Annotated in this window: 16 protein-coding genes; 9 read left to right on the forward strand and 7 right to left on the reverse strand. The window is 46.4% G+C overall.

What is annotated here, in order from left to right:
* Window positions 1-724 precede the first annotated feature (724 nt).
* The 3 genes from D464_RS0105295 to D464_RS0105305 all read right to left on the reverse strand — a co-directional run bounded on the left by D464_RS0105295 (window position 725) and on the right by D464_RS0105305 (window position 3,755).
* Window positions 725-1,828: a glycosyltransferase family protein gene (locus D464_RS0105295; RefSeq protein WP_018910477.1), complete on the reverse strand. Its 1,104-nt coding sequence runs from the start codon at window positions 1,826-1,828 to the stop codon at window positions 725-727.
* Between the two features lie 98 nt (window positions 1,829-1,926).
* The gene (locus tag D464_RS0105300) at window positions 1,927-2,910 is read right to left on the reverse strand and encodes a glycosyltransferase family 2 protein (RefSeq protein WP_081618096.1); all 984 of its coding nucleotides are present in this window, start codon (window positions 2,908-2,910) and stop codon (window positions 1,927-1,929) included.
* Complete coding sequence (locus D464_RS0105305; protein ID WP_018910479.1) at window positions 2,862-3,755, reverse strand: glycosyltransferase family 2 protein; 894 nt, start codon at window positions 3,753-3,755, stop codon at window positions 2,862-2,864. The genes D464_RS0105300 and D464_RS0105305 overlap by 49 nt, the downstream gene beginning before the upstream one ends.
* Before the next feature lie 56 nt (window positions 3,756-3,811).
* Here D464_RS0105305 and D464_RS0105310 point away from each other — a divergent pair, with 56 nt between their 5' ends.
* Window positions 3,812-5,299 (forward strand): oligosaccharide flippase family protein, encoded by a 1,488-nt coding sequence (locus D464_RS0105310; protein WP_018910480.1) that lies wholly within the window; start codon window positions 3,812-3,814, stop codon window positions 5,297-5,299.
* Between the two features lies 1 nt (window position 5,300).
* Entirely contained in the window at window positions 5,301-6,335 is a 1,035-nt protein-coding gene (locus D464_RS0105315) for a glycosyltransferase family 2 protein (protein ID WP_018910481.1), read from the forward strand.
* A gap of 632 nt (window positions 6,336-6,967) precedes the next feature.
* Here the strand turns inward: D464_RS0105315 and D464_RS0105320 are convergent.
* From D464_RS0105320 to D464_RS0105330, 3 genes are read right to left on the reverse strand one after another with little or no spacing between them, the layout of a single operon-like run.
* Window positions 6,968-8,470, reverse strand: coding sequence for a DUF5687 family protein (locus D464_RS0105320; RefSeq protein WP_018910482.1), 1,503 nt, complete (start codon window positions 8,468-8,470; stop codon window positions 6,968-6,970).
* A 59-nt stretch (window positions 8,471-8,529) separates the two neighbouring features.
* Complete coding sequence (locus D464_RS0105325; RefSeq protein WP_018910483.1) at window positions 8,530-9,141, reverse strand: LolA-like putative outer membrane lipoprotein chaperone; 612 nt, start codon at window positions 9,139-9,141, stop codon at window positions 8,530-8,532.
* Between the two features lie 58 nt (window positions 9,142-9,199).
* Window positions 9,200-11,668, reverse strand: coding sequence for an FtsK/SpoIIIE family DNA translocase (locus D464_RS0105330; RefSeq protein ID WP_018910484.1), 2,469 nt, complete (start codon window positions 11,666-11,668; stop codon window positions 9,200-9,202).
* A gap of 105 nt (window positions 11,669-11,773) precedes the next feature.
* On the opposite strand from D464_RS0105330, the gene D464_RS0105335 reads away from it, so the two are divergent.
* From D464_RS0105335 to D464_RS0105365, 7 genes are all read left to right on the forward strand, one after another.
* Complete coding sequence (locus D464_RS0105335) at window positions 11,774-12,436, forward strand: 3'-5' exonuclease (protein ID WP_018910485.1); 663 nt, start codon at window positions 11,774-11,776, stop codon at window positions 12,434-12,436.
* A gap of 61 nt (window positions 12,437-12,497) precedes the next feature.
* A complete protein-coding gene (locus D464_RS0105340; RefSeq protein WP_018910486.1) occupies window positions 12,498-13,700 on the forward strand; it encodes a class I SAM-dependent rRNA methyltransferase in 1,203 nt (400 codons plus the stop codon).
* Window positions 13,690-15,075 (forward strand): tRNA lysidine(34) synthetase TilS, encoded by a 1,386-nt coding sequence (gene tilS / locus D464_RS0105345; protein WP_018910487.1) that lies wholly within the window; start codon window positions 13,690-13,692, stop codon window positions 15,073-15,075. The genes D464_RS0105340 and tilS overlap by 11 nt, the downstream gene beginning before the upstream one ends.
* A 420-nt stretch (window positions 15,076-15,495) precedes the next feature.
* Entirely contained in the window at window positions 15,496-17,106 is a 1,611-nt protein-coding gene (locus D464_RS0105350; RefSeq protein WP_018910488.1) for a CTP synthase, read from the forward strand.
* Complete coding sequence (gene yidC, locus D464_RS0105355) at window positions 17,107-19,032, forward strand: membrane protein insertase YidC (RefSeq protein ID WP_018910489.1); 1,926 nt, start codon at window positions 17,107-17,109, stop codon at window positions 19,030-19,032.
* A gap of 2 nt (window positions 19,033-19,034) precedes the next feature.
* A complete protein-coding gene (locus D464_RS0105360) occupies window positions 19,035-21,197 on the forward strand; it encodes a S9 family peptidase (protein WP_018910490.1) in 2,163 nt (720 codons plus the stop codon).
* Window positions 21,198-21,269: 72 nt separating this feature from the next.
* Window positions 21,270-22,694: an MFS transporter gene (locus tag D464_RS0105365; RefSeq protein WP_018910491.1), complete on the forward strand. Its 1,425-nt coding sequence runs from the start codon at window positions 21,270-21,272 to the stop codon at window positions 22,692-22,694.
* 389 nt (window positions 22,695-23,083) lie between these two features.
* Here D464_RS0105365 and D464_RS0105370 read toward each other — a convergent pair whose 3' ends face one another.
* The gene (locus D464_RS0105370) at window positions 23,084-24,772 is read right to left on the reverse strand and encodes a glycoside hydrolase family 10 protein (RefSeq protein WP_018910492.1); all 1,689 of its coding nucleotides are present in this window, start codon (window positions 24,770-24,772) and stop codon (window positions 23,084-23,086) included.
* Window positions 24,773-25,080 lie beyond the last annotated feature (308 nt).

The raw sequence follows: 25,080 nt of genomic DNA on the forward strand, positions 1-25,080 counted from the left end.
TTTTTGATGTCAGAAAGGAAAAAAGAAACGAAAGGGACGAAAAGAGCAGACGCCCACGTGCAATTCAAAATTGTGATTAGTTCGAGTTGACGAGTTGACTGGTTGACAAGTAAACAAGTTATTTGTTCTGTGGAATAGAGCACCACAATGTAGGGACAGACGCCCTCGTCTGTCCGCCCATTTACCCCTATGTGTCATCCCGTCAGGCAACATCTTCTCCTTTTGAGGGGCTTGGGGAGGCTTTCGCTGGTTGTGTTCTGGCGGACAGACGAGGGCGTCTGTCCCTACAGGTTGGCATTATCTTTAATTAAAGAAACGCCTTCTTCAATATGAAGAGGGCGTTTCGTCGCATCGAAGAGAGGCTTCCTTCACATCAAGGAAACGCCCTCTTTGTTAGCAGATGGTTGTGTTCACTCTCTCTCCCAATTCGTGGAGAGGGGAGTAGATAGTATTGTTTCCCACAGAACAAACAACTTGTTAACTCGTTAACCCGTCCACTCGTCAACTCTACCTAATCACAATTTTGAATTGTGAACTTTGAATTTTGAATTAAAGGAAACGCCCCCTTTCCTTGCCGGTATCGGCAAAAAACACAGTATTTGTAGCCTAATTCACATCTAAAAGTTTGTCGATAGCAGCGTATGGGGTACATATCAGTGAAGCAATTTGCTAATAAGTATGAGCCATCTGGGCACACAATTAAAGCTCTTGGACTACTTCCGAATCAAGTATTGAGAGCCCTCTCATACACCGCCACATACTCCCGTGCTACCTTGATATGGTCATGGTGCTTGCGAACATAGGCGTAACTCTGGTGACGAAGGGCTGGGATTTGATCGAGATGGGTGACAAGGTGTGTGAGAGCTGACACACAACTCTCATACGAGGGGAGGACATTAATAATCGGGCGGAGCGTTGTCTCGTGTAGAAGAGCATAGTGTTCGGGTTCGCCCCCACCAATACATATAATGCCATGTGCCATCGCTTCAAGTGGATTCATTGATGGAGTATAGCTGTAGAGTTGGTCCATGATAGCATCAGAACCACGCATCGTCCGCACATACTCATCGAAGGGTAAGCCCGTAACAACCTTTAGATTCAATCGATCGGGATAGTCAGCTTTCACCTTCTCAGCCGCTCGCAACATGATATCCGTGCCTTTATACACTGACCGGTTACGACTGATTCCGATAAAGAGATTTAATTGTTTTGGTGGTTCAGGGGCTATCTTCGGTTCGTCCCCCACAACGATTGGAAAGGGAATAAAGGTTGTCTTTGTGGAAAAAAACGGCTGATAGCAACACCAGTATTCGTAGAGTCCAGTGATAATACCGTCACATTCCGCTGCCATCAGGCGGTTCAAGCGTTCCTTCTCAGTGCCAATCCAATCCTTCCGCTCGCTTACTGCCTCTTCATTCTGGCGCAGTTTCGTACCGAAATTGAAGTCGCTATACCGCAAGGGCATCGTCGTTGAACAGGTATGCACCCAATAGTAATCCATGCCGAAAGCCCCCAGAAAGAGTTTTCTGTTGTGCTTTTTGAGGTAACGAAAGATGTGGAAGAGGCGTTCGGCACGCAGTTCAAAGAAGATAGGGTTGATGAATTGCACCACATCATAGCCTCTCAAACGTGGTAAAAGAGCGTATATCTTTGCCAAGAGGCGCACACCTCCCAATCGTCCCGTTGGTCGGCTCACATCAATGTCACGTGGATAATTCTTCCAAAAGTCGCCATTTGAGACCACAGTCACTCGATGTCCAAGTGCGCGCAAACCCATTGCCAGCGTGTTATGAACATTGCTGTACTCGCCTAAGAGGAGGATTTTCATTGATCTATAAATGTGTTTTAGATGTGGAAACGATTGTTGGGGTGGACAGACGAGGGCGTCTGTCCCTACTTTGTGGATGAATGAATTATCATATAAGACTACCTCTTGAACGTCAAAGCCAACAGCAAGATCTTACGTCCCCAAGCGGTGTTGATGAGTCTTCGGAACAGTTTATAGTTACGCGTGTAGTCCTTTTCTGGCAATGGGAAGAGCCCTTGGTCGGTCAGTCGTTGCAATATTTTCTCCAAGTGACCAGCGTCATGAGTGAGGCGAATAACATTATATAGATAGTCCATCGTTAGTTGCGCAATGCGCCGCTCCATAGCTATTCGATCCTTAACAGGCAAGTATTCCACCTTATCCTTCAGTCGGTTGATGATCTTCTCGAAGTCAGTTAGACGCTTCAACTTGCTCTTCAAGTCCCGAGAATGGGTGATGGAACCCTCGTGCTGACGATAGTAATAAGCCTTGTTGTTGCTTACGTAAAGTTTTTCAATGCGTAACATGAGCTGCGGGGTGAACTCTTCATCCTCATGCACAAAGCCCTTTGGGAATCGTAACTCATGTAGGCAGCAACGGCGGAAGAGGTATCCACAGGCACTGGCGTGTATGTTGTTATGCGTCATATAGTCCGTTCCGCTCACCGGACCAGTCCAGTCTGGACTTGGAGTAGCCGTTGGCTTGTCCGAAGGAAAGAACATCACCATGTCTGCATCCTTGTATCTTGCGATGTCAAGGCACTGCTCGTAAGGGCTAATAAGCAGATAGTCGTCAGCATCAACGAACTGAATAAAGTCGCCTTCAGCCAATGTTATGCCTCTATTTCGAGCCTGACTCAATCCTTGATTGTCCTGTCTTAGATAATAGATAGTCGATGACAACTCCATGAGTTCAGCGATGGGTGAGCGTTCAGAGCCATCATCTACGACAATAATCTGGCGTTCCGTCTCAGCGAGCGAGAGCGCAAGAATACTGTTGATACACTCTCGAAGCATCTCAAGAGGCTCATTGTGATAGGTCACGATGAAACTAACTAACGGTTTCGTAAGCCCATTTTGTGTATAAATTGATTGAGTTGACATAAGCGTTTAAGCCCTATTAAATGAAGAATCAATAGTTTCGTTGTACCCTTATAAGGGAGTACTGGGAGCACTGGAGCAGCCTTCGTTGCCTCATAAACATCCATTTGAATGTTCAAAAGTGACTCATAATAAGCTGCTGTCAACGTCCCCCATTGTGCGAGATGACACAAGTGAGCCTCCAAAAGATGGGTTAGCTCTTGTCCTCCAGCACGTGCCGTAATACCTTGAGGGTTATCTGTGTAATAATAAAGACCCCGTCCCGTCGTCCCTATCACACCCGCTTTTGCGAGTAAGAAAGGCAATGTGTAAGCATCTTCAAACGCCTTTCCAACAGGATAGCGAACGCCCTCGAAGAGCCGTCGACGATAGTATTTATTACATGCGTAAGTATGCCGGTAGCCCCCACCAAGCCAATAGTCTCGAGCCGAGGTGAACGCCTTTTCAGAGAAAGTAAGCAACTTCTCGCATTGCTTCTTGCCGTGATGTTGCATCACAGGATACTCCAGTATGTCATATTCCGGGTGCATATCCAGCACTGCAAGTAACGCCTCTATCGTACCTTCTTGGATAAAGTCGTCAGAGTCAATGAAGGTCACATACTCCCCTTGCGCATGCTCCAGTCCCGTGTTGCGAGCCGCCGATAAGCCTTGATTCGATTGATGAATAAGCGTGCAATTCGCCCGTCCTTGAATCATTCTCGAGGCTATCTTTGCCGAATCATCGGGGCTTCCATCGTCAATGATAATCAGTTCCATCCTATCGTCCAACTGCATGAGCACACTCTCCAAACAGCGTTGGATGGTGTCTTCAACACGATAGATTGGAATGATAATAGACAGTAACATGTAATATTATTTGGTGCAAATATAATAAAAAAGAATGGTTTCCGTTCATATAGAAGATGAAAAAAAGCACTAATACCGATGGTTATCTCCATGTCTTGAAGTATATCAGCTTGTTTGGTGGTGTACAAGGACTTAATGTGCTGATAGGCATTATCCGCAACAAAATCGTGGCTTTGTTGTTAGGTCCACAAGGTGTTGGTCTCATCTCATTATTCAACTCTTCGATACGATTAGTTAGTGATTCCACCAACTTCGGCATAGCGATAAGTGCCGTGCGAAGCCTCTCCAGCGATTATGACAATGGTGAGGACGAACGTTTGCAGGCTGATATTCGTATCGTGCGGTCGTGGAGTTTGCTTACAGCTGTGCTCGGAATGGTGGTCTGCATAGCCTTGAGTCCGTTGTTGAGTCACTATTCCTTTTCGTGGAATGGTTATACTTTCGATTTCATCTTACTCTCTCCTATCATCGCATTGACGGCTATCACAAATGGTGAAATGGCTATTTTGAAAGCCGTCCGACGCCTCCGACAGCTGGCAGAACTATCCGTTTATAATGTTCTCGGCACTTCCTTGCTCACCATCCCATTATATTACTTCTTCGGAGAGCGTGCCATCGTCCCCTCTTTACTGCTTGCTGCTTTGGTGCAAGTGGTGCTCACCCTCAGTGCTTCTTGGCGTCTCTATCCGTTCAAACTATCCTTTTCACGTTCCGATTTGGGTGCTGGCTTAGGAATGATTCGGCTCGGTGTGGCGTTCGTACTGGCTGGTGTATTGGGTTCAGGAGCCGACTTCATCATCCGAAGTTACCTCAACAACGTAGCCAATACAGCGACTGTCGGCTTCTATAATGCCGCTTATATGATGACAATGGTATATGCTGGAATGATCTTCTCTGCCATGGAAACCGATTATTTCCCACGTCTCTCGGGGGTCAATCAGCTGTCGTTTACTTTCCGTCAGACCGTCAATCGCCAGATTGAAGTAACCCTTTTGCTCGTTTCCCCACTGCTTGCTCTCTTCCTTCTGTTGCTTCCGCAGCTCCTTGAAGTGCTCTATTCAGGGCGGTTCCTACCCGCTCTTGGCATGGCACAAGTGCTCGTCTTGGCTATGTATGTGCGTGCCGTGCGCTTGCCGATGGAGTATATTAGTTTGGCAAAGGGCGCTTCTCGAGCTTATCTCATCCTCGAATCGACTTACGATCTATTGTTAGTAGCATTGCTCCTCACGTGTTTCAACAAGTGGGGAATCACTGGCGCGGGTATAGGAATAGCCCTCGCTGGTACGCTCCACCTGCTCATTGTCTATGTTTATATGGCTCGCAACTATCGTTATCGACTATCGGCTGATGTCGTGAAACTCACTGCTTTCCAGTTTACATTGGGTATTCTCACCTTCTTCTGCGTGCGTTCTGAACTCTGGCAATGGCGTTGGTGCGTGGCAAGTGGGCTTTGCCTCGTGAGTGCGATAGCGTCCGTTCGGGTGTTAAGGAGTAAGACCGACCTATGGACAACATTAACCCATAAACTCAGAAAAAAGGCTTGAAATGACACCAAAAGTAAGTGTTCTCGTTGCGGTTTATAACACAGCTGACTATCTGCCAGCCTGCCTTAACTCGCTTCTTAACCAATCATTGCATGACATTGAGGTGATTTGTGTGGATGATGCATCGACTGATTCTTCCTTAAAAATACTGCGACAATATGCCATGAAAGACCCACGTGTGCAGGTCATAAGTCTTGATGAAAATAAAGGACAGGCTCACGCACGCAACGTTGGACTATCACGTGCAACGGGCGAGTATATCGCTTTTGTGGATAGTGATGACTGGTTGTCTTTGGATGCACTGTCTTCTGTGGTTAAAGCATTCGACGAAAAGGAGGTTGATTCGGTTCTCTTTCACCTCGTTTATACCTATCCAGACGGGCATACAAAGGATTATCCTATGCCCCAATTCACCACGATGACAGGTGAAGAAGGCTTCCGAAAGAGTCTCACATGGGCTATACATGGGTGCTATGTTGTGCATCGTGAGATACACAAAGCATACCCATACGACGAGTCGCAAAGGGCATATAGTGATGATAACACTACTCGAATACATTATTACAAATCGCGTCGCATAGCTCTTTGTGAGGGCATCTATTATTACAGGCAACAAGTTGCTTCAGTCACGCATGCGGTGAGTGTGCGCCGTTTCGATTATCTCCTTGCCAATGAGAGTATGCGTCGTCAGCTGCTCGACTTGCATGTTTCCGATGAAATCCTTGCTCTTTACGAGACCGAACGATGGTTGAATCTCGTGGGACTCTACTTCTTTTACTATCGTCATCGCCGTTCGCTCTCCCCATCCGACCGCCGTCGTGGACTGGACATCATGCATCATGTGTGGGCAACAATCAACCTTTCTCTTGTCCGCCCCAGCCTCCGTCGCAAGTTTGGCTACCATCCTTTCCGCCGTTCTTGGCTCCTCTTCCGACTACAAGAAGAGCTGTATTTCTGGTTGAGAGGAATCATAAAAGGTCTCCCCAAAGCCCTTTTCTTTAATTCAAAATTCAAAGTCCAAAATTCAAAATTATGATTAGTTCTGTTGTTGAAAAGCATCAATAAGTTCTTTGCTGGGGCATTTTTAACACGGAATACACGGATGGCACGAAGCCTGAAGGCAACACAGAGTTCCTAAAGGAACATGGGAATGAAACCCCTCCCAGCCTCCCCCAAGGGGAGGAGTGCCTAACGGGAGCGAGTTAGGGGAGACTCTTGTTTAATTCAAAATTCAAAGTTCAAAATTCAAATTAAAGCCTCCCCAAGCCCCTCCGAAGGAGGGGATGTCCTCCCCAAAGGTCTTGCTTAACTTCTAAAGTGTGGTTGGTATGAGTTGACGAGTGGACTGGTTGACAAGTAAACGAGTTGTTTGTTCTGTTGGAAAAGCAGCCTCACCCCCGTCCCCTCTCCGAATGGAGAGGGGCGTAAACGGAGTTGTTTGCATACGAAGTGGTGTATAGTCGGAGTGTAGCGAGGCTATGCCTCGTTAGCTGGAACAGCAGAACTAAAAACAAAGGGAACGCCCTTCTCAATTTGAAGAGGGCGTTTCCTTGCAATGAAAAGGGCGTTTCTTCGATGTGAAGAAACGCCCTCTTTGTTTGTAAATAATACTATCTACTCCCCTCTCCATTCGGAGAGGGGGCGGGGGTGAGGCTTCTCCTCTTCTGTCTAACAGCCTCGGAAGCCGGCGATCTGGTCGTACTGCTGTTCCTCCATTCGGCGGTTGATCTGTCGGAGCCAGTGGCGGTGTGTGAGGATAAAGGGTAATCCGATGAGGGAAAGAAGGAGGTTGGAGAGATGCTCGAGATTGAGGTTTCTTCCTAAGATGATGATAGGCACGGGCAGACCGAGCACTATGAATGGCATGAGGTATTGCATGTAAGGAATCTTCGTGTTCGAACGGCTGGCAGAGTGCGAGGCATTCATTGGGAATGACACCTTATTATATATAGCCATTTGAAAGAGTATCCTATAAGTGAATCCAGCGGTATAAAGGAGGAAAGCAAGGACTGTCCATGCACTCACACTACCCACAATCACTGCCGGAACAGAGCACAGAACGGGGATGAGGAGGAGCGCAGAATAGAAATAATACTTGGCTAATAAGAGTTGATATAGGCTGTTTGGCAGCATGACGAGGCACTCGAAATAGTTGCCATCATAGCACATCAAGGGGGTAAGAAAGGCTATGCCGTAGGTAGAGAAACAATAGAGGAGGATAGAATCGGACGTTGCGGAACTCGCATCCGAGCTGTAGGACGTCAAGAACAAATAGAAGATTATAAAGCAGGTGTTGCCGATGAAGGCTCGACGCATACGTTTGTTACGCTGGATGAAACGCACTTCCAATTTCAAGTATTCGCTTAACTCTTCGAAATGTTCCAAGAAGTTGAGCGATAGAACACGGCGTTTTGTCTTCTTCTGAGCCGTTATTGTATATGCTTCATAATAGATATGACGCAGGACAACACGCCTGTTTAGGGCAAAGAGAAAGGTGAGTAAGAGGAGAGTTAGTAGATAAAAAGCGATGTTCCCCCGCATTACTAATTGTGCAAAGAGGGCTGCCCATTCGAAGAGGGCATCGATGGATGGGACGAAGAAGAAGGGAATAAAGAGGAGAGGATAAACCACTATGGGCAGGAGCCAATAGGCGATATGGCGCGAAATGAGCGTTTGCGAGAGTTGATAAAACTGTCCGTTGATGAGACTAAGTACGTAGAAACCAATGATATACCCTACTATCTCCATCGTTCCGAAAGCGGGTGTCAACGTGTGGAGACCAAAGGGAACGGCGATAAGGAGTAAGAATAGGTTGCTTGGTTGTGCTATTTGACGAAAGATGAGATAGTCGGCACAAGCATAACGAGGTAGGGGTAAGAGGAGATAAGGGCGTAATCGGAGAAACTCCTGACGTGTGGTAGCACATCGAAAGAGGTAATCAATGATGAGAAAAAGAGGTAGGAGAACGAAGATAAGACGGTAGCCACCATAACCATCCTGCGTTGCCATGGTCGCAAGTTGCCATCCGCCCCACGCAATATAACCATAGGCAAAGAACCTCACCACATAGTAGATATACCTTGCTATGCGGTTGGCTCTCCTTTGTTTAATGCGTTTTACAGCGAGAGAGAAGTGTTGGTGAATGGTTAGAAGGGTCTCCCAATAAGTCATCTTCGGCTCTTCCTGTATTCTTGTTTATCGATGAATAAGACTTGAAGAGAGATGATATACTACCTTAAATCGACAACTTCTGCACTCGGGCAGTGCTTCTTATTGAAGTTAAAAATGCCATCCGACAGACTCTTGCGTTGGATAGAACTAACCTTAATAGTAGTCCATTTCCCTCCTTGCTTCATCTTTATTCCCTGCAACTGATAGCCCTTGCTAACGGTTACAAAAGCCTCTGACACACTGCGTTTAGCGTTAGTAGACTTCATGTGAACGACGTATGAGCCACCTTGAGACGTCATTGAGAGGTTGTAACCTTGGCGGTACATGGTCATCAAAGCGTATGGGTTCATGGCTACTCGTTGACTCTCTGTAGGGTTAGAAACGTTTACCTCGTTCGTAGACTTCATGTAAGTCCATTGCGTCTTGCCGTTAAACCAAATCGTAGCTTGCGGCGTTGTGGCAACAAACTTAGCCCCTTTGACAGAGATAGAACCGCTGGTGCGACCCGTGCTGGGGCTTGACAGTGTGAAACGAGCCGTGATTCCGCTCTGGTTAGAGACGATCGCAGTTGCCTTATCGAGGCATTCCTTAGCCTTTGCCGCACTCTGTGCAAAGGTGCTGTTAGCCATCAGGATGGCTACAAATAATAGTAGATACTTAATTTGTTTCATTGTCGTATTGTTTTAATCGACGTGTTTCTTTCTTCTTAAAGTTGTTTTTCAGTGACTGTTACCCACGTAGTGTTGCCATGAGATTATCGAGGCTTACCTCGTCACTGATCAGTACCTCACGTGGTTTAGAGCCTTTCGCAGCCCCCACGATACCGGCTTTCTCCATCTGATCCATCAGTCTTCCGGCACGGTTGTAACCGATAGAGAAGCGACGTTGAATCATACTCGTTGATCCTTGTTGATTGACAACAATGGCGCGAGCAGCCTCTTCGAAGAGCGGATCGAGGCTGTGGGTATCGAGCGAACCACCGCCAGCTGCCTCGTCATCAGACAATGGCTCTGGTATTTCCAATGGTGCCACAGGTCCCAGCTGATTAGCGATAAACTTCGAGATACTCTCTACTTCAGGTGTATCTACAAATGCGCACTGCACACGAACAGGGTCGGCTCCGTTGAGATAAAGCATATCTCCACGTCCAACAAGCTGTTGTGCACCCGGTCGATCGAGGATAATTCGAGAGTCCATCATCGCTCCTACGCGGAAAGCAATGCGTCCCGGGAAGTTCGCCTTGATGTTACCTGTGATGATAGAGGTCGTTGGTCGCTGTGTAGCAATAATCATGTGGATACCAACGGCACGTGCTAATTGGGCGATACGAGTGATTGGCATCTCCACTTCCTTACCTGCCGTGAGGATCAAGTCACCGAACTCATCAATGATAACAACGATGTATGGCATGTATTCATGCCCTTCCTCGGGATTGAGGTGATGGTTCAGATACTTCTGATTATATTCCTTTATGTTACGAACACGAGCTGCCTTGAGTTTATCGTAACGCTCATCCATGAGCACACAAAGCCCTTTCAGCGTCTTAACAACCTTCTGTACGTCAGTGATAATAGGCTCTTCTTCGTTCTCCTCAACGGCTGCCATGAATGGTTTAGCTATTGGGGAGTACACGCTGAACTCAACTTTTTTAGGGTCAACAAGCACTATCTTCAATTCATTCGGGTGTTTCTTGTATAAGAGCGAAGTGATGATAGCATTCAAACCAACGGACTTTCCTTGTCCAGTAGCGCCCGCTACGAGTAGATGAGGTATCTTCGCGAGGTCGACCATGTACACATCATTGGTGATCGTCTTGCCTAATGCAATTGGTAACTCCATCTTCGACTCTTGGAACTTCTTAGAGTTTAGGATGGAGAACATCGATACTATGTTAGGTTTCGCATTAGGAACTTCAATGCCAATGGTGCCCTTTCCCGGCATAGGAGCTATGATTCTTATACCGATGGCAGCAAGACTTAGGGCGATATCGTCCTCTAAGTTCTTTATTTTAGATATGCGTATGCCCTGCGCGGGAGTAATTTCATAGAGCGTGATAGTGGGTCCTACCGTTGCACGTATGCTTCGGATCTGTACGCCGAAGTCGCTTAGAACCTTTATAATGCGGTCTTTGTTCGCTTCTAACTCATCATGGCTCACATAGTTAGTCTTGTTATCTGAGTCGTACTGCTTCAACAGGTCGAGTGTAGGGAACTTCCAATTCGTGAAGGGCTCACGTGGGTTTATAGGCGTTAAGAGTAATTCTTCATTGGCAACAGTGTTCCCTTTTGCCTCCTCGGTCTTATGTGTGTCTTCCACATCAAAGCCCGGTTTGTCATCCTGCTTATCGGTCTTCTTCTTTGCAGAAGGGGCTTTTATGTCAGGGAACGAATCGGGGAGTCGCTCCACACCAGAGGCTGTGGTTGATAAGTCGATAGGCTCTGCAAGAGTTGGATCGATCGTTTCCTCCTCATCATCCAACGCCTCATTCGGCATGACCTCATCATCTTCTTGCTCATTGTCAGTACCTCCGTGGAAATGATCATGCACCACCGTGAACTTCACCTTATTACGTATGTAGCCCACAGGATTCAGTAGTTTGCGTACGATGGTGATAGTTTCTGCGGTCAAATAGGTAAGGTATGCGATCATAACTATCACTAATAACGACACCAAACCGGGTGCTCCTATAAGGTTCTCCATATATTGCACGCAGAATGCGCCATGGTCTCCTCCAGGGTTAAAGACCTGATCTCCCATCAAAGGAGTTAGGAACTTGGCAAACGTAACAGACCCCCATACCATCATAAGAGCCATTCCGAGAAACCATTTCAACAAACTTATCTTCTTGTAAGCACCCATCATTCGAACGCCACAAAGTGCTATGAAGGCGGGAATAAGGAATGCCGGAATACCGAAACAACGTGAGATAAGACCGTAAGAAAGCAATGCTCCGATAGAACCGCAGTAGTTCTGGAACTCACGAGCACTATTCTGAACCTCTCCGGGACGCATATCTACAACCAAACTCTGGTCTGCCTGTCCCGTAGAAAAGTAACTGAAGAAAGCAATGCAGATGAATATAGCAACGCACAAAAGTATGAGTCCGACCACAAACCCCGTCTTGTCATTAATGATATTATCGAGTCCCAGTGCCTCAGTGAACGTCTTGCTCTTGCGTTCGGATTTCTTCTTTGCCATTTATCTTATCAATGTTTTATCCTTGCAAAAGTAATAATTTCATGCCACATAAGTACAGGTTTTAATACTTTTTTTATACTTTTGCAAGTCAGTTGAGTATTGGAAATGAATAAAGTAATATATAATAAGTTCGATAAAAGTAGGATATCTCAATTACCAAGAGTGACCTTTCCCGGTCGAATTGTTGTCATTCTCAATGAGACGGAGGCTGAGAAAGCAGTAGACTACTTGCTCTCCAGAGATATTATAGGCGTCGACACGGAAACAAGACCAGTGTTCAAAAAGGGGCACCGACGCAAGGTTGCGCTCTTACAAGCATGTGATCATGAGGTGTGTTTCCTCTTTCGTCTGAACTACATGGGGCTTCCTGATTGCATAAAGCGGTTCTTGGAAGATACCACGGTGCCCAAGGTTGGACTCTCACTAAGCGATGATATGCTCATGCTTCACCAACGCGCCAACTTCAAACCGGGCTATTTTATTGACTTACAAGACTATGTTAAGTCGTTAGGAATCGAAGACATGAGTCTTCAGAAACTATATGCTAACGTTTTCCACGAGCGTATTACCAAGCGTCAACAGCTCTCCAACTGGGAGAATGAGGTGTTGAATGATAAGCAGAAACTCTATGCTTCCACCGATGCTTGGACTTGCATCAAACTCTATGAACGCCTGCATGAGATGAAGGAGACGGGCGATTACCAATTAGTTGTTGTACCCACTCCGGAATCAGCAACCCCTGTTGAGGCTTCACACAAGGCTGAATAAGTCTGTGTGCAAGCCTTTTATTGATTGTAAGATGAAAGGAATTTAAAACGAAAAAACACTTATGTATAAGCAAATATACTTGAAGCGAGGAAAGGAAGACAGCCTGCTTCGTTTCCATCCATGGATCTTCTCGGGTGCAATCAGTCGAATAGATGAAGGATTGGAAGAGGGAGATATCGTCCGAGTGATGACCCATGACAACCACTTCATAGCTGTTGGTCACTTCCAAATAGGCTCTATCTCTGTACGTGTTTTATCATTCCATGATATCGAGATTGACGATGAGTTCTGGGAGAGCAGGCTCTCTGCTGCCTTGCAGGTACGCAATGCCATCGGTGTAATTCGTCAGTCGGGTGAAGGCAAGGAGGGCTATCCCAATACCACATACCGCCTCGTTCATGGTGAAGGCGACAACCTTCCCGGACTTGTAATAGACGTATATGGCACAACAGCTGTTATGCAGGCTCACTCTGTCGGGATGCACGTCTGTCGTGAAGTCATTGCTCGCGCACTGGTGAAAGTGATGGGAAATCAACTCGATAGTATCTATTACAAGAGTGAGACCACCTTACCCTTTAAAGCCGACTTAGGGCAGGAGAACGGGTTTATCTATGGTCAGACGGATAACAACATAGCGATAGAGAATGGTTTAAAGTTCCATATTGATTGGTTGAAAGGACAGAAGACTGGCTTCTTTATTGACCAACGGGAGAACCGCAGTTTATTGGAATACTATGCCCAAGGACGCAGTGTTCTCAATATGTTCTGTTACACGGGTGGATTCTCAGTGTACGCTATGCGCGGTGGAGCTAAGTGTGTTCATTCTGTCGATAGTTCGGCGAAAGCCATCGAACTAACCAACAAGAACATCGAAATAAACTTCCCCGAAGACACGAGACATGCGGCTTTCTGCGAGGATGCCTTTAAGTATCTTGATGACAACGAAGGCAAGTATGACCTCATTATACTCGATCCCCCGGCCTTTGCCAAACACCGACAAGCATTGAAGAACGGGCTTCGTGGCTATACACGTCTTAATGTGAAAGGCTTTGAAAAGATACGCTCTGGCGGTATTCTCTTTACGTTCAGTTGCTCGCAGGTAGTGACTAAAGACAACTTCAGACAGGCTGTTTTCACAGCTGCCGCACAAGCGGGTCGAAAGGTGCGGATACTCCATCAGCTTCATCAACCAGCCGATCACCCCATCAATATATATCATCCTGAAGGCGAATACTTGAAGGGCTTGGTGCTATATGTTGAATAAGATCAAGCGTTACATAGCCTCGGAACAGCTCTTAAAGCCTAAGGCTCATTGCCTTGTAGCCCTTTCGGGCGGTGCTGATAGCGTCGCCCTGCTGTTGACAATGCGCCAGTTAGGTTATGAGACAGACGCTGTTCATTGCAATTTCCACCTCCGTGGCGATGAAAGCAATCGTGATGAGGAGTATTGCCAGAGCCTGTGTAAACAATTAAACATACCTCTTCACATTGCTCACTTTGATACTTTGATCTATGCCGAGGTGCATAAAGTGAGCATAGAGATGGCTGCACGTGAACTGCGTTATCATTACTTCTTTCAGTTGAAAGAGGCTCTTGGGGCTGATGCGATATGTGTTGGGCATCATCAAGAGGATTCCGTTGAGACTATACTCATCAATCTTGTGCGTGGAACGGGGCTTAGCGGTATGCTTGGAATCCGTCCGAAGAAGGGCGATATCGTGCGTCCTCTGCTCTGCGTGAGCCGTAAGGAGATAGAAGAATACCTCCATCAGCAAGCTATCTCGTATGTTACTGACAGTACAAACCTCGTTGATGACGTTGTAAGAAACAAACTCCGATTGAATATTTTACCCCAGTTAGCAGCCATCAACCCGTCTGTTAACGATGCTATTCTTACAACGGCTCGGCACTTGATGGATGTAGATAAGATTGTAGAAGAATCTTTATTGCAGGCGTTACAATCGGCTGTCAAGCCTCTTAGGAATAGTCAGGAAATATCTTTCAAACGTCCTTTCAGACCCGAAGAGAATGTTCCTTTTGCTCTTGATTTACAGGTTGTTCGGCAATTCCCTGCGCCTTCTTATCTTCTTTTCTATGTGTTGAAACCACTCGGATTTACTACTTCTCAGATTACAGAAGTAGCCGAACTTGCAGACGAAAAGACGGGGCAACTATGGGAGTCAACGGCTTATGAGCTTACGCACAATCGGCATTCTCTGCTCGTTCTACCGCTTGAACACGATATTCCACGCCCACTCGTCATTCCTGAAACGGGGCGTTATATCTATGATGAACATACTTCTATCCGACTAACGACGTCTTTTCGCAACCCACAAACACCCCTTTCTTTCTCGAAGGATGCGAATATCATCGACTTAGATGCAGCCTCCATCCGTTTCCCTTTGACCCTTCGTCGAACAGAGGTGGGCGATCGTTTCACCCCATTGGGTATGCAGGGAACGCAATTAGTAAGCGACTTCTTAACCAATCGGAAGCGTAATCGCTTTGAGAAGCGCACGCAACTTGTCTTGCAAGATGCCACGGGGACAATCTTATGGGTAGTCGGTCAGCGTATCAATCACCACTTCCGCCTCACCGAATCAACCACCAAGTGTTTGCGTGTGGAGGCTCTTGTCTAATTCAAGAGAAGCCTCACCCCCGCCCCCTCTCCGAATGGAGAGGGGAGTGAACAGTACTGTTTGCAAACAAAGAGGGCGTTTCCTTGATGTGAAGGAAGCCTCTCTTCGATGCGACGGAACGCCCTCTTTGATTGAAAGAAGGCGTTCCTTCCATTTTAAAACATCATTATCTCTATCTCTTTCTATTGCTACCTTGCTAGCAAATAGTACTACTCACGCCCCTCTCCATTCGGAGAGGGGATGGGGGAGAGGCTTTAATTTTGAATTACAGCGAATAGCATGTACGATGATAAAAGCCCCTCGCTTTGTCTAAAAAACATTATTATAAGCGGGCTAATTCATAGAAAAGTAGTATCTTTGCACATTAGTATGTAATTATAAAACATAGGTAGTTTAGACAATAATTAAACATTCATAATCGTGGCTGAAACAAAGTATATCTTCGTAACGGGCGGTGTCGTTTCCTCTTTAGGGAAAGGTATTATATCGTCATCTATCGGTAAGCTCCTGCAAGCAAGGGGTTACAACATCACCATCCAGAAGTTTGATCCGTACATAAACATCGACCCGGGAACGCTAAACCCATACGAGCATGGGGAGTGCTACGTAACTGTTGATGGTATGGAAACCGATCTCGACCTCGGTCACTATGAGCGTTTTACAGGCATACAGACCACTAAGGCAAACTCAATGACCACTGGTCGTATCTACAAGAGTGTCATTGATAAGGAGCGTCGGGGCGATTATCTCGGTAAGACCATACAAGTTGTTCCACACATAACAGACGAGATTAAGCGGAATATCAAGCTCCTTGGCAAGAAGTATCACTATGACTTTGTGATTACAGAGATTGGTGGTACGATCGGAGATATTGAGTCGGCACCATTCTTGGAGGCTATTCGTCAGATGAAATGGGAACTCGGCAAGCGTGCTATCAACCTCCATTTGACATACGTGCCCTACCTCCGTGCAGCGGGCGAGTTGAAGACTAAGCCCACACAACATAGTGTGAAAGAGTTGCAGAGTGTGGGTATTCAGCCTGATATCCTCGTGCTTCGTACAGAGAAGCACCTCGATGATGACATTCGTAAGAAGGTAGCTGCTTTCTGTAACGTAGACATGGATTGCGTTGTTCAAAGCGAGGATCTGCCCAGCATTTATGATGTTCCTATCAACATGCAGAAGCAAGGTTTGGATGCAGCAATACTCCGTAAGTGTGGCGAGGAGGTTGGTCCTACACCGGGCTTAGGTCCTTGGAAGGAGTTTCTTGACCGTCAGCGCAAGGCGAAGAAAGAAGTACATATTGGTCTCGTGGGCAAATATGATCTGCAAGATGCATATAAGAGTATTCGTGAAGGACTGCTTCAAGCAGGTGTATATAACGATCACAAGACCGTTATAACATTCATTTCTTCAGAAGAGATAACTGAAGATAACGTTGCAGAAAAGCTAAAGGGACAGGACGGAATAGTGATTTGTCCGGGCTTTGGACAGCGTGGTATCGAAGGTAAGATCGTAGCTGCTCATTACACACGAACCCATGACATCCCAACGTTCGGAATCTGTCTTGGTATGCAGATGATGGTTATTGAGTTCGCACGTAACGTCCTCGGATATAAGGATGCGAACTCTCGTGAGATTGACGGAAAGACTCCGCACAACGTTATTGACATCATGGAGGAGCAGAAGAACATAACCAACATGGGTGGAACTATGCGTTTGGGAGCTTACGAGTGTGTGCTTCGTCAGGGTTCAAAGACATTTGATATTTATAAAAAAGAGCATATTCAGGAACGCCATCGTCACCGTTATGAATTTAACAACGACTATGAGAAAGAGTTTGAAAAGCATGGTATGCAGTGCGTCGGACACAATCCTGAGAGTGAGTTAGTCGAAATCGTTGAGGTATCGGGACTACGTTGGTACATCGGAACTCAGTTCCATCCAGAGTATCAATCGACGGTTCTTCACCCCCACCCATTGTTCCTCTCATTCGTAAAAGCATCTATAGACAATCAGAAAAAACAATAAATGGATAAGAAAACTATTACTGGGTTTATCCTTATAGCCCTAGTACTTTTTGGTTTTGCATGGTGGCAACAACCATCTAAAGAGCAGCTTGAACAACAACAAAAAGAGGCTCTTCTCGATTCGATAGCAGCGGCTAAGAAAGCTCAAAGTCAGCAACTGCAAGCAGCAAAACTGGCGCAGCAGAAGGCGCAGGCTGCCACTGATACTACTGCTCTCTTTCATTCGGCACTGAATGGAAAGGCGCAAGATATCACACTAAAGAACGGTAAGGTGGAGTTGACCCTATCGACTAAGGGCGGTGTTGTTCGTAAGGTAGTTATCAAGAACTATGTAGGTCATGACATCGATGTAAAGGATGGTTCTAAGGATCAGAAAGACCTTACTTTATTCAGTGGGAACGATCAGAACCTTAACTTCATGCTGTCTGCTAAGACCTCAAACATCGAAACAAAGGATCTTTACTTTACGCCTTCTAATGTCACCGATAGCACCGTTACGCTTACTGCTGAGGCTGGAAAGGGTAAGACCTTGACGCTGAACTATACCCTTGGAAAGGATTATCTCCTTCACATGTCATTGCAGGCTGAAGGCATGAGTGGTATGTTTGCACCTAATTATAACCAAATGGATATCAACTGGGAGGATAGGTGTAGACAGCAAGAACGTGGCTTTATGTTTGAGAACAGATATGCTACTCTGACCTACAAGAAGCACGATGGCAGTACAGACTACCTCAGTGAGACCTCCGAGAAAGAGGAGACTACAGAGGAGCCAATGGACTGGGTGGCTTTCAAGAATCAGTTCTTTTCAGCAGTGATGATCGCTAAAGACAACTTTGCAACAGGTGCACAGCTCAAGAGTACACCGCTTGAGAAAGGGACAAAATACCTCAAGCAATATGCTGCCAACATGAAGGCTGGATTCGATCCAACGGGTAGGAAGGCATCAGAATTTGAGTTCTACTTCGGTCCGAACGACTTCCGTCTATTGCAATCAGTCGAAAAGGAGAGTCGCTTCGGGAAAGACCTTGACATGCAGAGACTCGTCTATCTCGGGTGGCCACTGTTCCGTATTATCAACCGATGGTTCACTCTTTACGTCTTCGATTGGCTAAGTAAAGTGTTCCCAATGGGCGTTGTGCTCATCCTTATCACCTTATTATTAAAGCTCATCACATACCCAATGGTGAAGAAGAGTTATATGAGTTCGGCTAAGATGAGGGTGCTGAAACCAAAGCTCGATGAGGCTACTAAGCAGTTTAATAAGCCTGAAGATCAAATGCAGAAACAGCAAGCTATGATGCAAAAATACGCCGAGTATGGTGTGAGTCCATTATCTGGTTGCTTGCCAATGCTTATCCAAATGCCTATTTGGATTGCGATGTTCAACTTCGTACCAAACGCCATCCAATTGCGTGGAGAGAGCTTCCTTTGGATGAAGGATCTCAGTACTTACGACCCAATCTGGTCGTGGAATAGCGACTTATGGCTTATCGGTGACCACCTCTCACTGACGTGTATTCTATTCTGCGGAGCCAATCTTCTCTACTCTTGGTTCACAATGCAACAACAGAAAGATCAGATGGTTGGACAGCAAGCAGACCAAATGAAAATGATGCAATACATGATGTTTGCGATGCCACTCTTCTTCTTCTTTATGTTCAATAACTACTCTTCTGGACTGAACTTCTACTATTTCGTCTCCCTCTTCTTCTCGGCTGCTATCATGTGGACATTGCGTAAGACGACCAATGACGAGAAGCTCTTAGCAATCCTCGAGGCGCATAGGAAGGAAGCAAAAAACAATCCGAAGAAGTCGAGCGGTCTCTTTGCTCGTATGCAAGCATTACAAGAGATGCAGCAGAAACAGCAAGAGGAAATGCGTAAGAAACAGGACGATTTAAACAAACAAAAGAAAGGTCTATAACTATGAACAGGAACTTAACGGTCGCAATGACAGCTGCGTTGATGATGACGGGGACTGTGTCTCAGGCACAGGAAGTCAATATCGGACGTAGCAACATCACGCTGAAAAGCGACCTGATGACGCCTGAAGCCCTTTGGGCTATGGGTAGAATCGGGTCGGCACAAGCCTCTCCTGATGGCAAGAAGATCGCTTACCAGGTAGGCTACTACAGTGTTAAAGAGAATCGAGGACATCAAGTGATTCGCATCATGGATGCCGATGGTAAGAATGACAAACTACTGACTACTTCGGCTCGAAGTGAGGGTGATGTGGCATGGTTGGACAACCAGACTCTTGCTTTCCTAACCGATGGTCAGCTATGGACAATGTCGATCGATGGCAGTAATAGACATCAATTGACTCACTCTGACATAGCCATCGAAGGCTTCCGATTCTCACCTGACAAGAAGCGCGTGGTATTGGTCAAGAGCATTCCTTATCACGGCACTATCAAGGAAAATCCAGATGATCTTCCAAAGGCAACAGGTATGTTAATCACTGATATGAACTATCGCCATTGGGATCACTACGTAACTTCTAATGCTCACCCATTCGTTGCCAACGTCACTGCTAATGGCGTGGATGCAGGCAAGGACATACTTGAGGGTGAGCCGTATGAGAGTCCGATGGCGCCTTTCGGAGGGATAGAACAGATTGACTGGAGCACTGATTCAAAGTCAGTTGCCTATACTTGTCGTAAGAAGGAGGGCACTCAATATGCTATTTCTACCGATGCCGACATATATATATATAATGTGGAAACGGGTAAGACAACCAATCTCTGCAAGCCAGCCGACTATGTTGAACCTAAGATTGATGCGACAAAGAGCATGCGAGATCAGGCTGTCAACCATCAGTCAGGAGACTTTAATGTAGGCTATGATGTCAACCCTAAGTTCTCACCTGACGGCAAATACATTGCTTGGCAGAGCATGAAACGCAATGGATATGAGAGTGATCGCAATCGACTCTGCGTCTACGAACTGGCAACAGGACGCAAGACTTATGTTACAGAGAGCTTCGACTCGAATGTAGATGACTATACTTGGAGTGCTGACTCTAAGTCTTTATACTTCATCGGAGTATGGCATGCAACCGTTAATGTCTATCAGACCAACCTCAAGGGGGCTGTTCGTCAACTAACAAAGGGCGACCACAACTATGTAAGTATCGCTCTGTTAGGTAATAAACAGCTCTTAGGTATTAGACAGAGCATATCTCAACCGAATGAAATCTACGCTATCACGCCCTCAAAAGGCAATGCGGATAGCCAACAGACACAGCTTACTTTCGAGAATAAACACATCTTCGACCAACTCGCTTTAGGCGAGGTTAAAGATCGCTGGGTCGCTACTTCAGACGGAAAGAAGTTACAGGAATGGGTCATTACACCGCCTCACTTCGATCCTAACAAGCGTTATCCAACTCTCTTGTTCTGCGAGGGTGGACCTCAAAGTCCCGTCTCTCAGTTCTGGAGTTACCGCTGGAATCTACAGATCATGGCGGCTAATGGCTATGTAGTAATAGCCCCGAACCGTCGCGGACTACCGGGTTATGGCAGTGAATGGAACGAACAAGTGAGTACCGATTGGACGGGTCAGTGCATGCGTGATTACCTATCGTCTATTGACGACGCAGCGCAGAATTTGCCCTTTGTTGACAAGGATAACTTAGCCGCAGTAGGTGCTTCTTTCGGTGGATTCTCGGTTTACTACCTTGCAGGAATACACAACAAGCGATTCAAGTGTTTGATTGCTCACGATGGAGCATTCAATCTTGAGAGCATGTACACGGACACTGAAGAGGCTTGGTTCAGCAACTGGGAGTATGATGATGCGTATTGGAACAAGGACAAGAGTGCGTCTGCTCAACGCACATACGCCAACTCTCCACATCTAAACGTTGATAAATGGGACACCCCGATACTATGTATCCATGGTGAAAAAGACTATCGTATTAATGCCAACCAAGGCATGGGCGCATTTAATGCCGCTCGATTGCGTGGCATCCCAGCAGAGCTCTTGCTCTTCCCAGATGAGAATCACTGGGTGTTGAAACCACAAAATGGTATCCTCTGGCAGCGTACCTTCTTTAATTGGCTCGACCGCTGGTTGAAGAAGAAATAAGCATGAGGAGGACTGGTTCTAGGTATCCTAATTGTTTTTAAGATACCTAGAACTTCTAGGAAACTAGCACTCATGAGAAATACAAAAGATAATAATCAAGAAAAAACAAAACAATCAATTATAATGGTAGAAACAATTCAAAGAAAGCTCAGTGACAGTCCTAAAGCCCGTTGGACAGCCCTGATTATAGTTGCATTTACTATGATGATGGGGTACTTCCTCACTGATGTAATGTCGCCATTGGAGGCACTCTTGGAGACTCCAAAGGCTCAGGGCGGACTCGGTTGGACGTCAAGTAACTACGGATTCTTCGCTGGTAGTTATGGACTTATCAATGTCTTCCTACTCATGTTGTTCTTCGGTGGCATCATATTAGACAAGATGGGCATCCGATTCACAGGTGTTATGGCATGCTCGTTGATGGTCGCCGGTGTTGCAATTAAGTACTTCGGCGTTAGCACCGACTTTGGTGATAGCGTCTTCTCTATCAGTGCTTTCAACTTCAGCTTACCAATGTCTGCGGCCGTAGCATCGCTTGGTTACGCTATATTCGGTGTGGGTTGTGAGATCTGCGGAATCACAGTTTCAAAGGTAATCACTAAGTGGTTCACTGGTCACGAACTTGCTCTTGCGATGGGAATACAGGTAGCTTTGGCTCGTCTTGGTACTGCCGGTGCCATGATGGGTTCGTTACCTTTTGCCAAAGCGATGGGCGGTCACGTTAGTGCGCCAGTCCTTCTTGGTCTCGTTCTACTCATCATTGGTTTGCTTGCATTCATTGTTTACACCGTAATGGATAAGAAACTCGATGCGTCAACAGAGGCAGTTGAGGGACAGAATACGGCAGATAGCGAGGATGAAGGGTTCCACTTCTCCGACTTGAAGTTTATCTTCTCCAACCCAGGTTTCTGGTGTATTACAGCTCTATGTCTGCTCTTCTACAGTGGAGTATTCCCATTCCTAAAGTTTGCAACAAAGCTGATGATTGCCAATTATAACGTTTCCGACACCTTTGCTGGAGTGCTCCCAGGATTGATACCATTCGGTACCATCCTCCTCACCCCATTGTTCGGAACGCTTTACGACCGCATTGGTAAGGGTGCAACTCTTATGCTCATTGGTAGTACAATGCTCACCTGTGTACACTTCATCTTTATGATTCACATCCTCCCAGTGGGCTGGTTTGCAGTTGTAATCATGCTTGTTTTGGGTGTAGCATTCTCTTTGGTGCCATCTGCGATGTGGCCAAGTGTACCTAAGATCATCCCTATGAAGCTCCTCGGTTCAGCGTATGCAATCATCTTCTACATACAGAATATCGGTTTGAGTTTAGTTCCAATGGCAGTTGGATCATTCAATAAGAACGACCCAAGCTACTTCTCCATGGAAGCGTTCTTCACCTCTTGTGGTGTTGCAGCCATCGTTGTTTCGCTCGTTCTTATCGTCATTGATAAGAAGAAGAAGTACGGTCTTCAGGAGGCAAATATCAAGAAGTAAAGCCTCGCCCAGCCTCTCCAAGGGGAAAAGGAGAAGCCTCACCCCCTCTCCGAACCAACGGTCACAGACCGAAGGGAAGTAATGGAGAGGGGAGTAGATAGTACCACTTTTCCAACAGAACAAACAACTTGTTAACTTGTCAACTATCAACTCGTCAACTCTACCTAATCATAATTTTGAATTATGAACTTTGAATTTTGAATTAGACAAGGGCGTGAGCTTCTGTGGATTCCCATGTTCCTTTAGGAACTCTGTGTCGCCTTTAGGCTTTGTGTCTTCCGTGTAATCTGTGTCAAAAATGCCATAGCAAAGAACTTATTGGTGCTTTTCAACAACAGAACTAATCATAATTTTGAATTGTGAATTATGAATTATGAATTAAAGAAGGACTACTTGTCCTTCTTTGCCAGACATCCTATGCAATACTCCCTACGCTTCTTTGTAATGCCAAAGAGCTGATACATACCGGGAGAGAGGGAGGAAATGTTGAGGGAGGAATGCCTGTTTGTGGGATTCGGGAGATGGAGGAGAGTGACACCCTGCATGCTCCGCAGTTCATACTGCACGATGTCTGCCTGCTTCACCATCGGTGGTAAGGTGACCGATTGACCATCGGTTGCGAGCAAGGGGGCTTTGTGTTGAGAGGGTTGAGACGACAGTTCCTGAAGAGCGGGACTCTCGTTTCCGTATCTGTCCATCGCTGTCACGGCAAAGTAAAGACCCTCGTTGACATTGGAGAAGTGCAACTGGTTACCTCTGAAACGGGCGTATAAAAGATTACGTGCATTGCGTATGTCGACAGGATAAGACCTACTGGCATATATATTATAATAAGGTGCATTGCCCTTCCAACGCATTGTCATCCCTCGTTCGGAACCATATTCTACGAGTGGCGACATCGCCTCTGTCGTTGGAGCCGATACTGCTCGTCCCCCCTTCGTGACGGGTGGCAAGGCAAGAGAAGAGTTGAATCTACATTCAAAATCATAGATTCCTTGTTGGTTAGAAGTGAGGAAGTAAGAACGGAAATGAGCGTGTCCCATACCCAAGGAACGACTGACGTACATCTGTCGAGTCATATCCGACAATCGCCAGTTGCCCTGTCGTGGGTCGAGGAAGTACGTTCCCAAGCCCGTAACAACGTCCCTGCTGTATCGGTTCTCCACCCAGTCTGCGATGAAAGGAAAGTAGTTCTCGCCACGGAAGTATTGCATAGGATAGAGTTGATCCATTAGACCTTCTCGTAACCACTCTTGCGCTTCTTGTGCCACACGATCACGTGCATTGAAGTTCTTTGAGCTGTATCTACTCAAGTCAGAGTACTTCCCGATGGGCGAACATGACATCTTCACCCATGGCTTGATAGCCTTCACTTCATCGTGAATAGCCCGCACAATCGCTGTTATATGCGCCCTTCTCGCCTCGGGGGTATCGCCATTTCGATACGAAGGGAGCGGCCATCCATCGGGATAACGTATGTAATCGAGGTTGATACCATCAATGTCATACTTCCTCGTAATCTCTCCGCAGATGCGAGCAAGGTAGCCCGGCACAGCCGGGTCGGCTGGGTCTAAATACGAACCAGTGGAATAGTTGCGCACACGGAAGCCCCTTTTTATAATGGTCCGACAGCCCAGTGTGTTCTTCATACCCACTGGTATGGTGGCAATCCACGCATGAATCTCTATGCCACGGCGGTGACATTCATCGATAGCAAAGGCTAATGGGTCATAACCGAAGCCCGGCGCACGCCCTTCCACACCTGTGATACAATGATCCCAAGGCTCTATCTCGGATGGATAAATAGTCGCTGCACGCACACGCGCTTGTAGTAATACGGTATTGATATGCGCCTTTTGATAGCTATCGAGTATGTCTCTCAGCTCTTGCTTTTGCTTTTCTATATTCTCTTTCGACGTTGCGTAAGTCTTAGGCCAGTCCAAATTCGATAGTGTGGTGAGCCATACTGCACGTGTCTCTCGCTTTGGTTGCGGTAGAGTGAGATAATCCGCAATGTTCGTTTGAGCCTGCGATTGCAACGTTAAAAAGCCTAATACAATAAGGTGAAAAAGTCTCATAAATGATGAATTAAGAATGTTATAAAGCCTCCCCAAGCCCCTCCGAAAGAGGGAGAAGCAGCCTCACCCCCGCCCTTTTACAGCCTCACCCCCGCCCCCTCTCCGAATGGAATAACCCCTCCCAGCCTCCCCCAAGGGGAGGAGTGCCTAACGGGAGATAGCTTGGAGAGACATCCCTTCATTCAAAGAGGGCGTTCCTTCGCATTAAAGAGGGCGTCTCTTCACATCGAAGAGAGGCTTTCTTTGCATGAAAGAAACGCCCTCTTCATTTGCACCCCCACTATTCCTGCTAACGAGGTACAGCCTCG

This window comes from Prevotella veroralis DSM 19559 = JCM 6290 (assembly GCF_000377625.1).
Classification (GTDB): Bacteria; Bacteroidota; Bacteroidia; order Bacteroidales; family Bacteroidaceae; genus Prevotella; species Prevotella veroralis.

Bases quoted from the DNA above. Each gene is read 5' to 3' on its own strand.
- D464_RS0105295 (WP_018910477.1), bottom strand. From the start codon at position 1,828: ATGAAAATCCTCCTCTTAGGCGAGTACAGCAATGTTCATAACACGCTG.
- D464_RS0105300 (WP_081618096.1), bottom strand. From the start codon at position 2,910: ATGTCAACTCAATCAATTTATACACAAAATGGGCTTACGAAACCGTTA.
- D464_RS0105305 (WP_018910479.1), bottom strand. From the start codon at position 3,755: ATGTTACTGTCTATTATCATTCCAATCTATCGTGTTGAAGACACCATC.
- D464_RS0105310 (WP_018910480.1), top strand. From the start codon at position 3,812: ATGAAAAAAAGCACTAATACCGATGGTTATCTCCATGTCTTGAAGTAT.
- D464_RS0105315 (WP_018910481.1), top strand. From the start codon at position 5,301: ATGACACCAAAAGTAAGTGTTCTCGTTGCGGTTTATAACACAGCTGAC.
- D464_RS0105320 (WP_018910482.1), bottom strand. From the start codon at position 8,470: ATGACTTATTGGGAGACCCTTCTAACCATTCACCAACACTTCTCTCTC.
- D464_RS0105325 (WP_018910483.1), bottom strand. From the start codon at position 9,141: ATGAAACAAATTAAGTATCTACTATTATTTGTAGCCATCCTGATGGCT.
- D464_RS0105330 (WP_018910484.1), bottom strand. From the start codon at position 11,668: ATGGCAAAGAAGAAATCCGAACGCAAGAGCAAGACGTTCACTGAGGCA.
- D464_RS0105335 (WP_018910485.1), top strand. From the start codon at position 11,774: ATGAATAAAGTAATATATAATAAGTTCGATAAAAGTAGGATATCTCAA.
- D464_RS0105340 (WP_018910486.1), top strand. From the start codon at position 12,498: ATGTATAAGCAAATATACTTGAAGCGAGGAAAGGAAGACAGCCTGCTT.
- tilS (WP_018910487.1), top strand. From the start codon at position 13,690: ATGTTGAATAAGATCAAGCGTTACATAGCCTCGGAACAGCTCTTAAAG.
- yidC (WP_018910489.1), top strand. From the start codon at position 17,107: ATGGATAAGAAAACTATTACTGGGTTTATCCTTATAGCCCTAGTACTT.
- D464_RS0105360 (WP_018910490.1), top strand. From the start codon at position 19,035: ATGAACAGGAACTTAACGGTCGCAATGACAGCTGCGTTGATGATGACG.
- D464_RS0105365 (WP_018910491.1), top strand. From the start codon at position 21,270: ATGAGAAATACAAAAGATAATAATCAAGAAAAAACAAAACAATCAATT.
- D464_RS0105370 (WP_018910492.1), bottom strand. From the start codon at position 24,772: ATGAGACTTTTTCACCTTATTGTATTAGGCTTTTTAACGTTGCAATCG.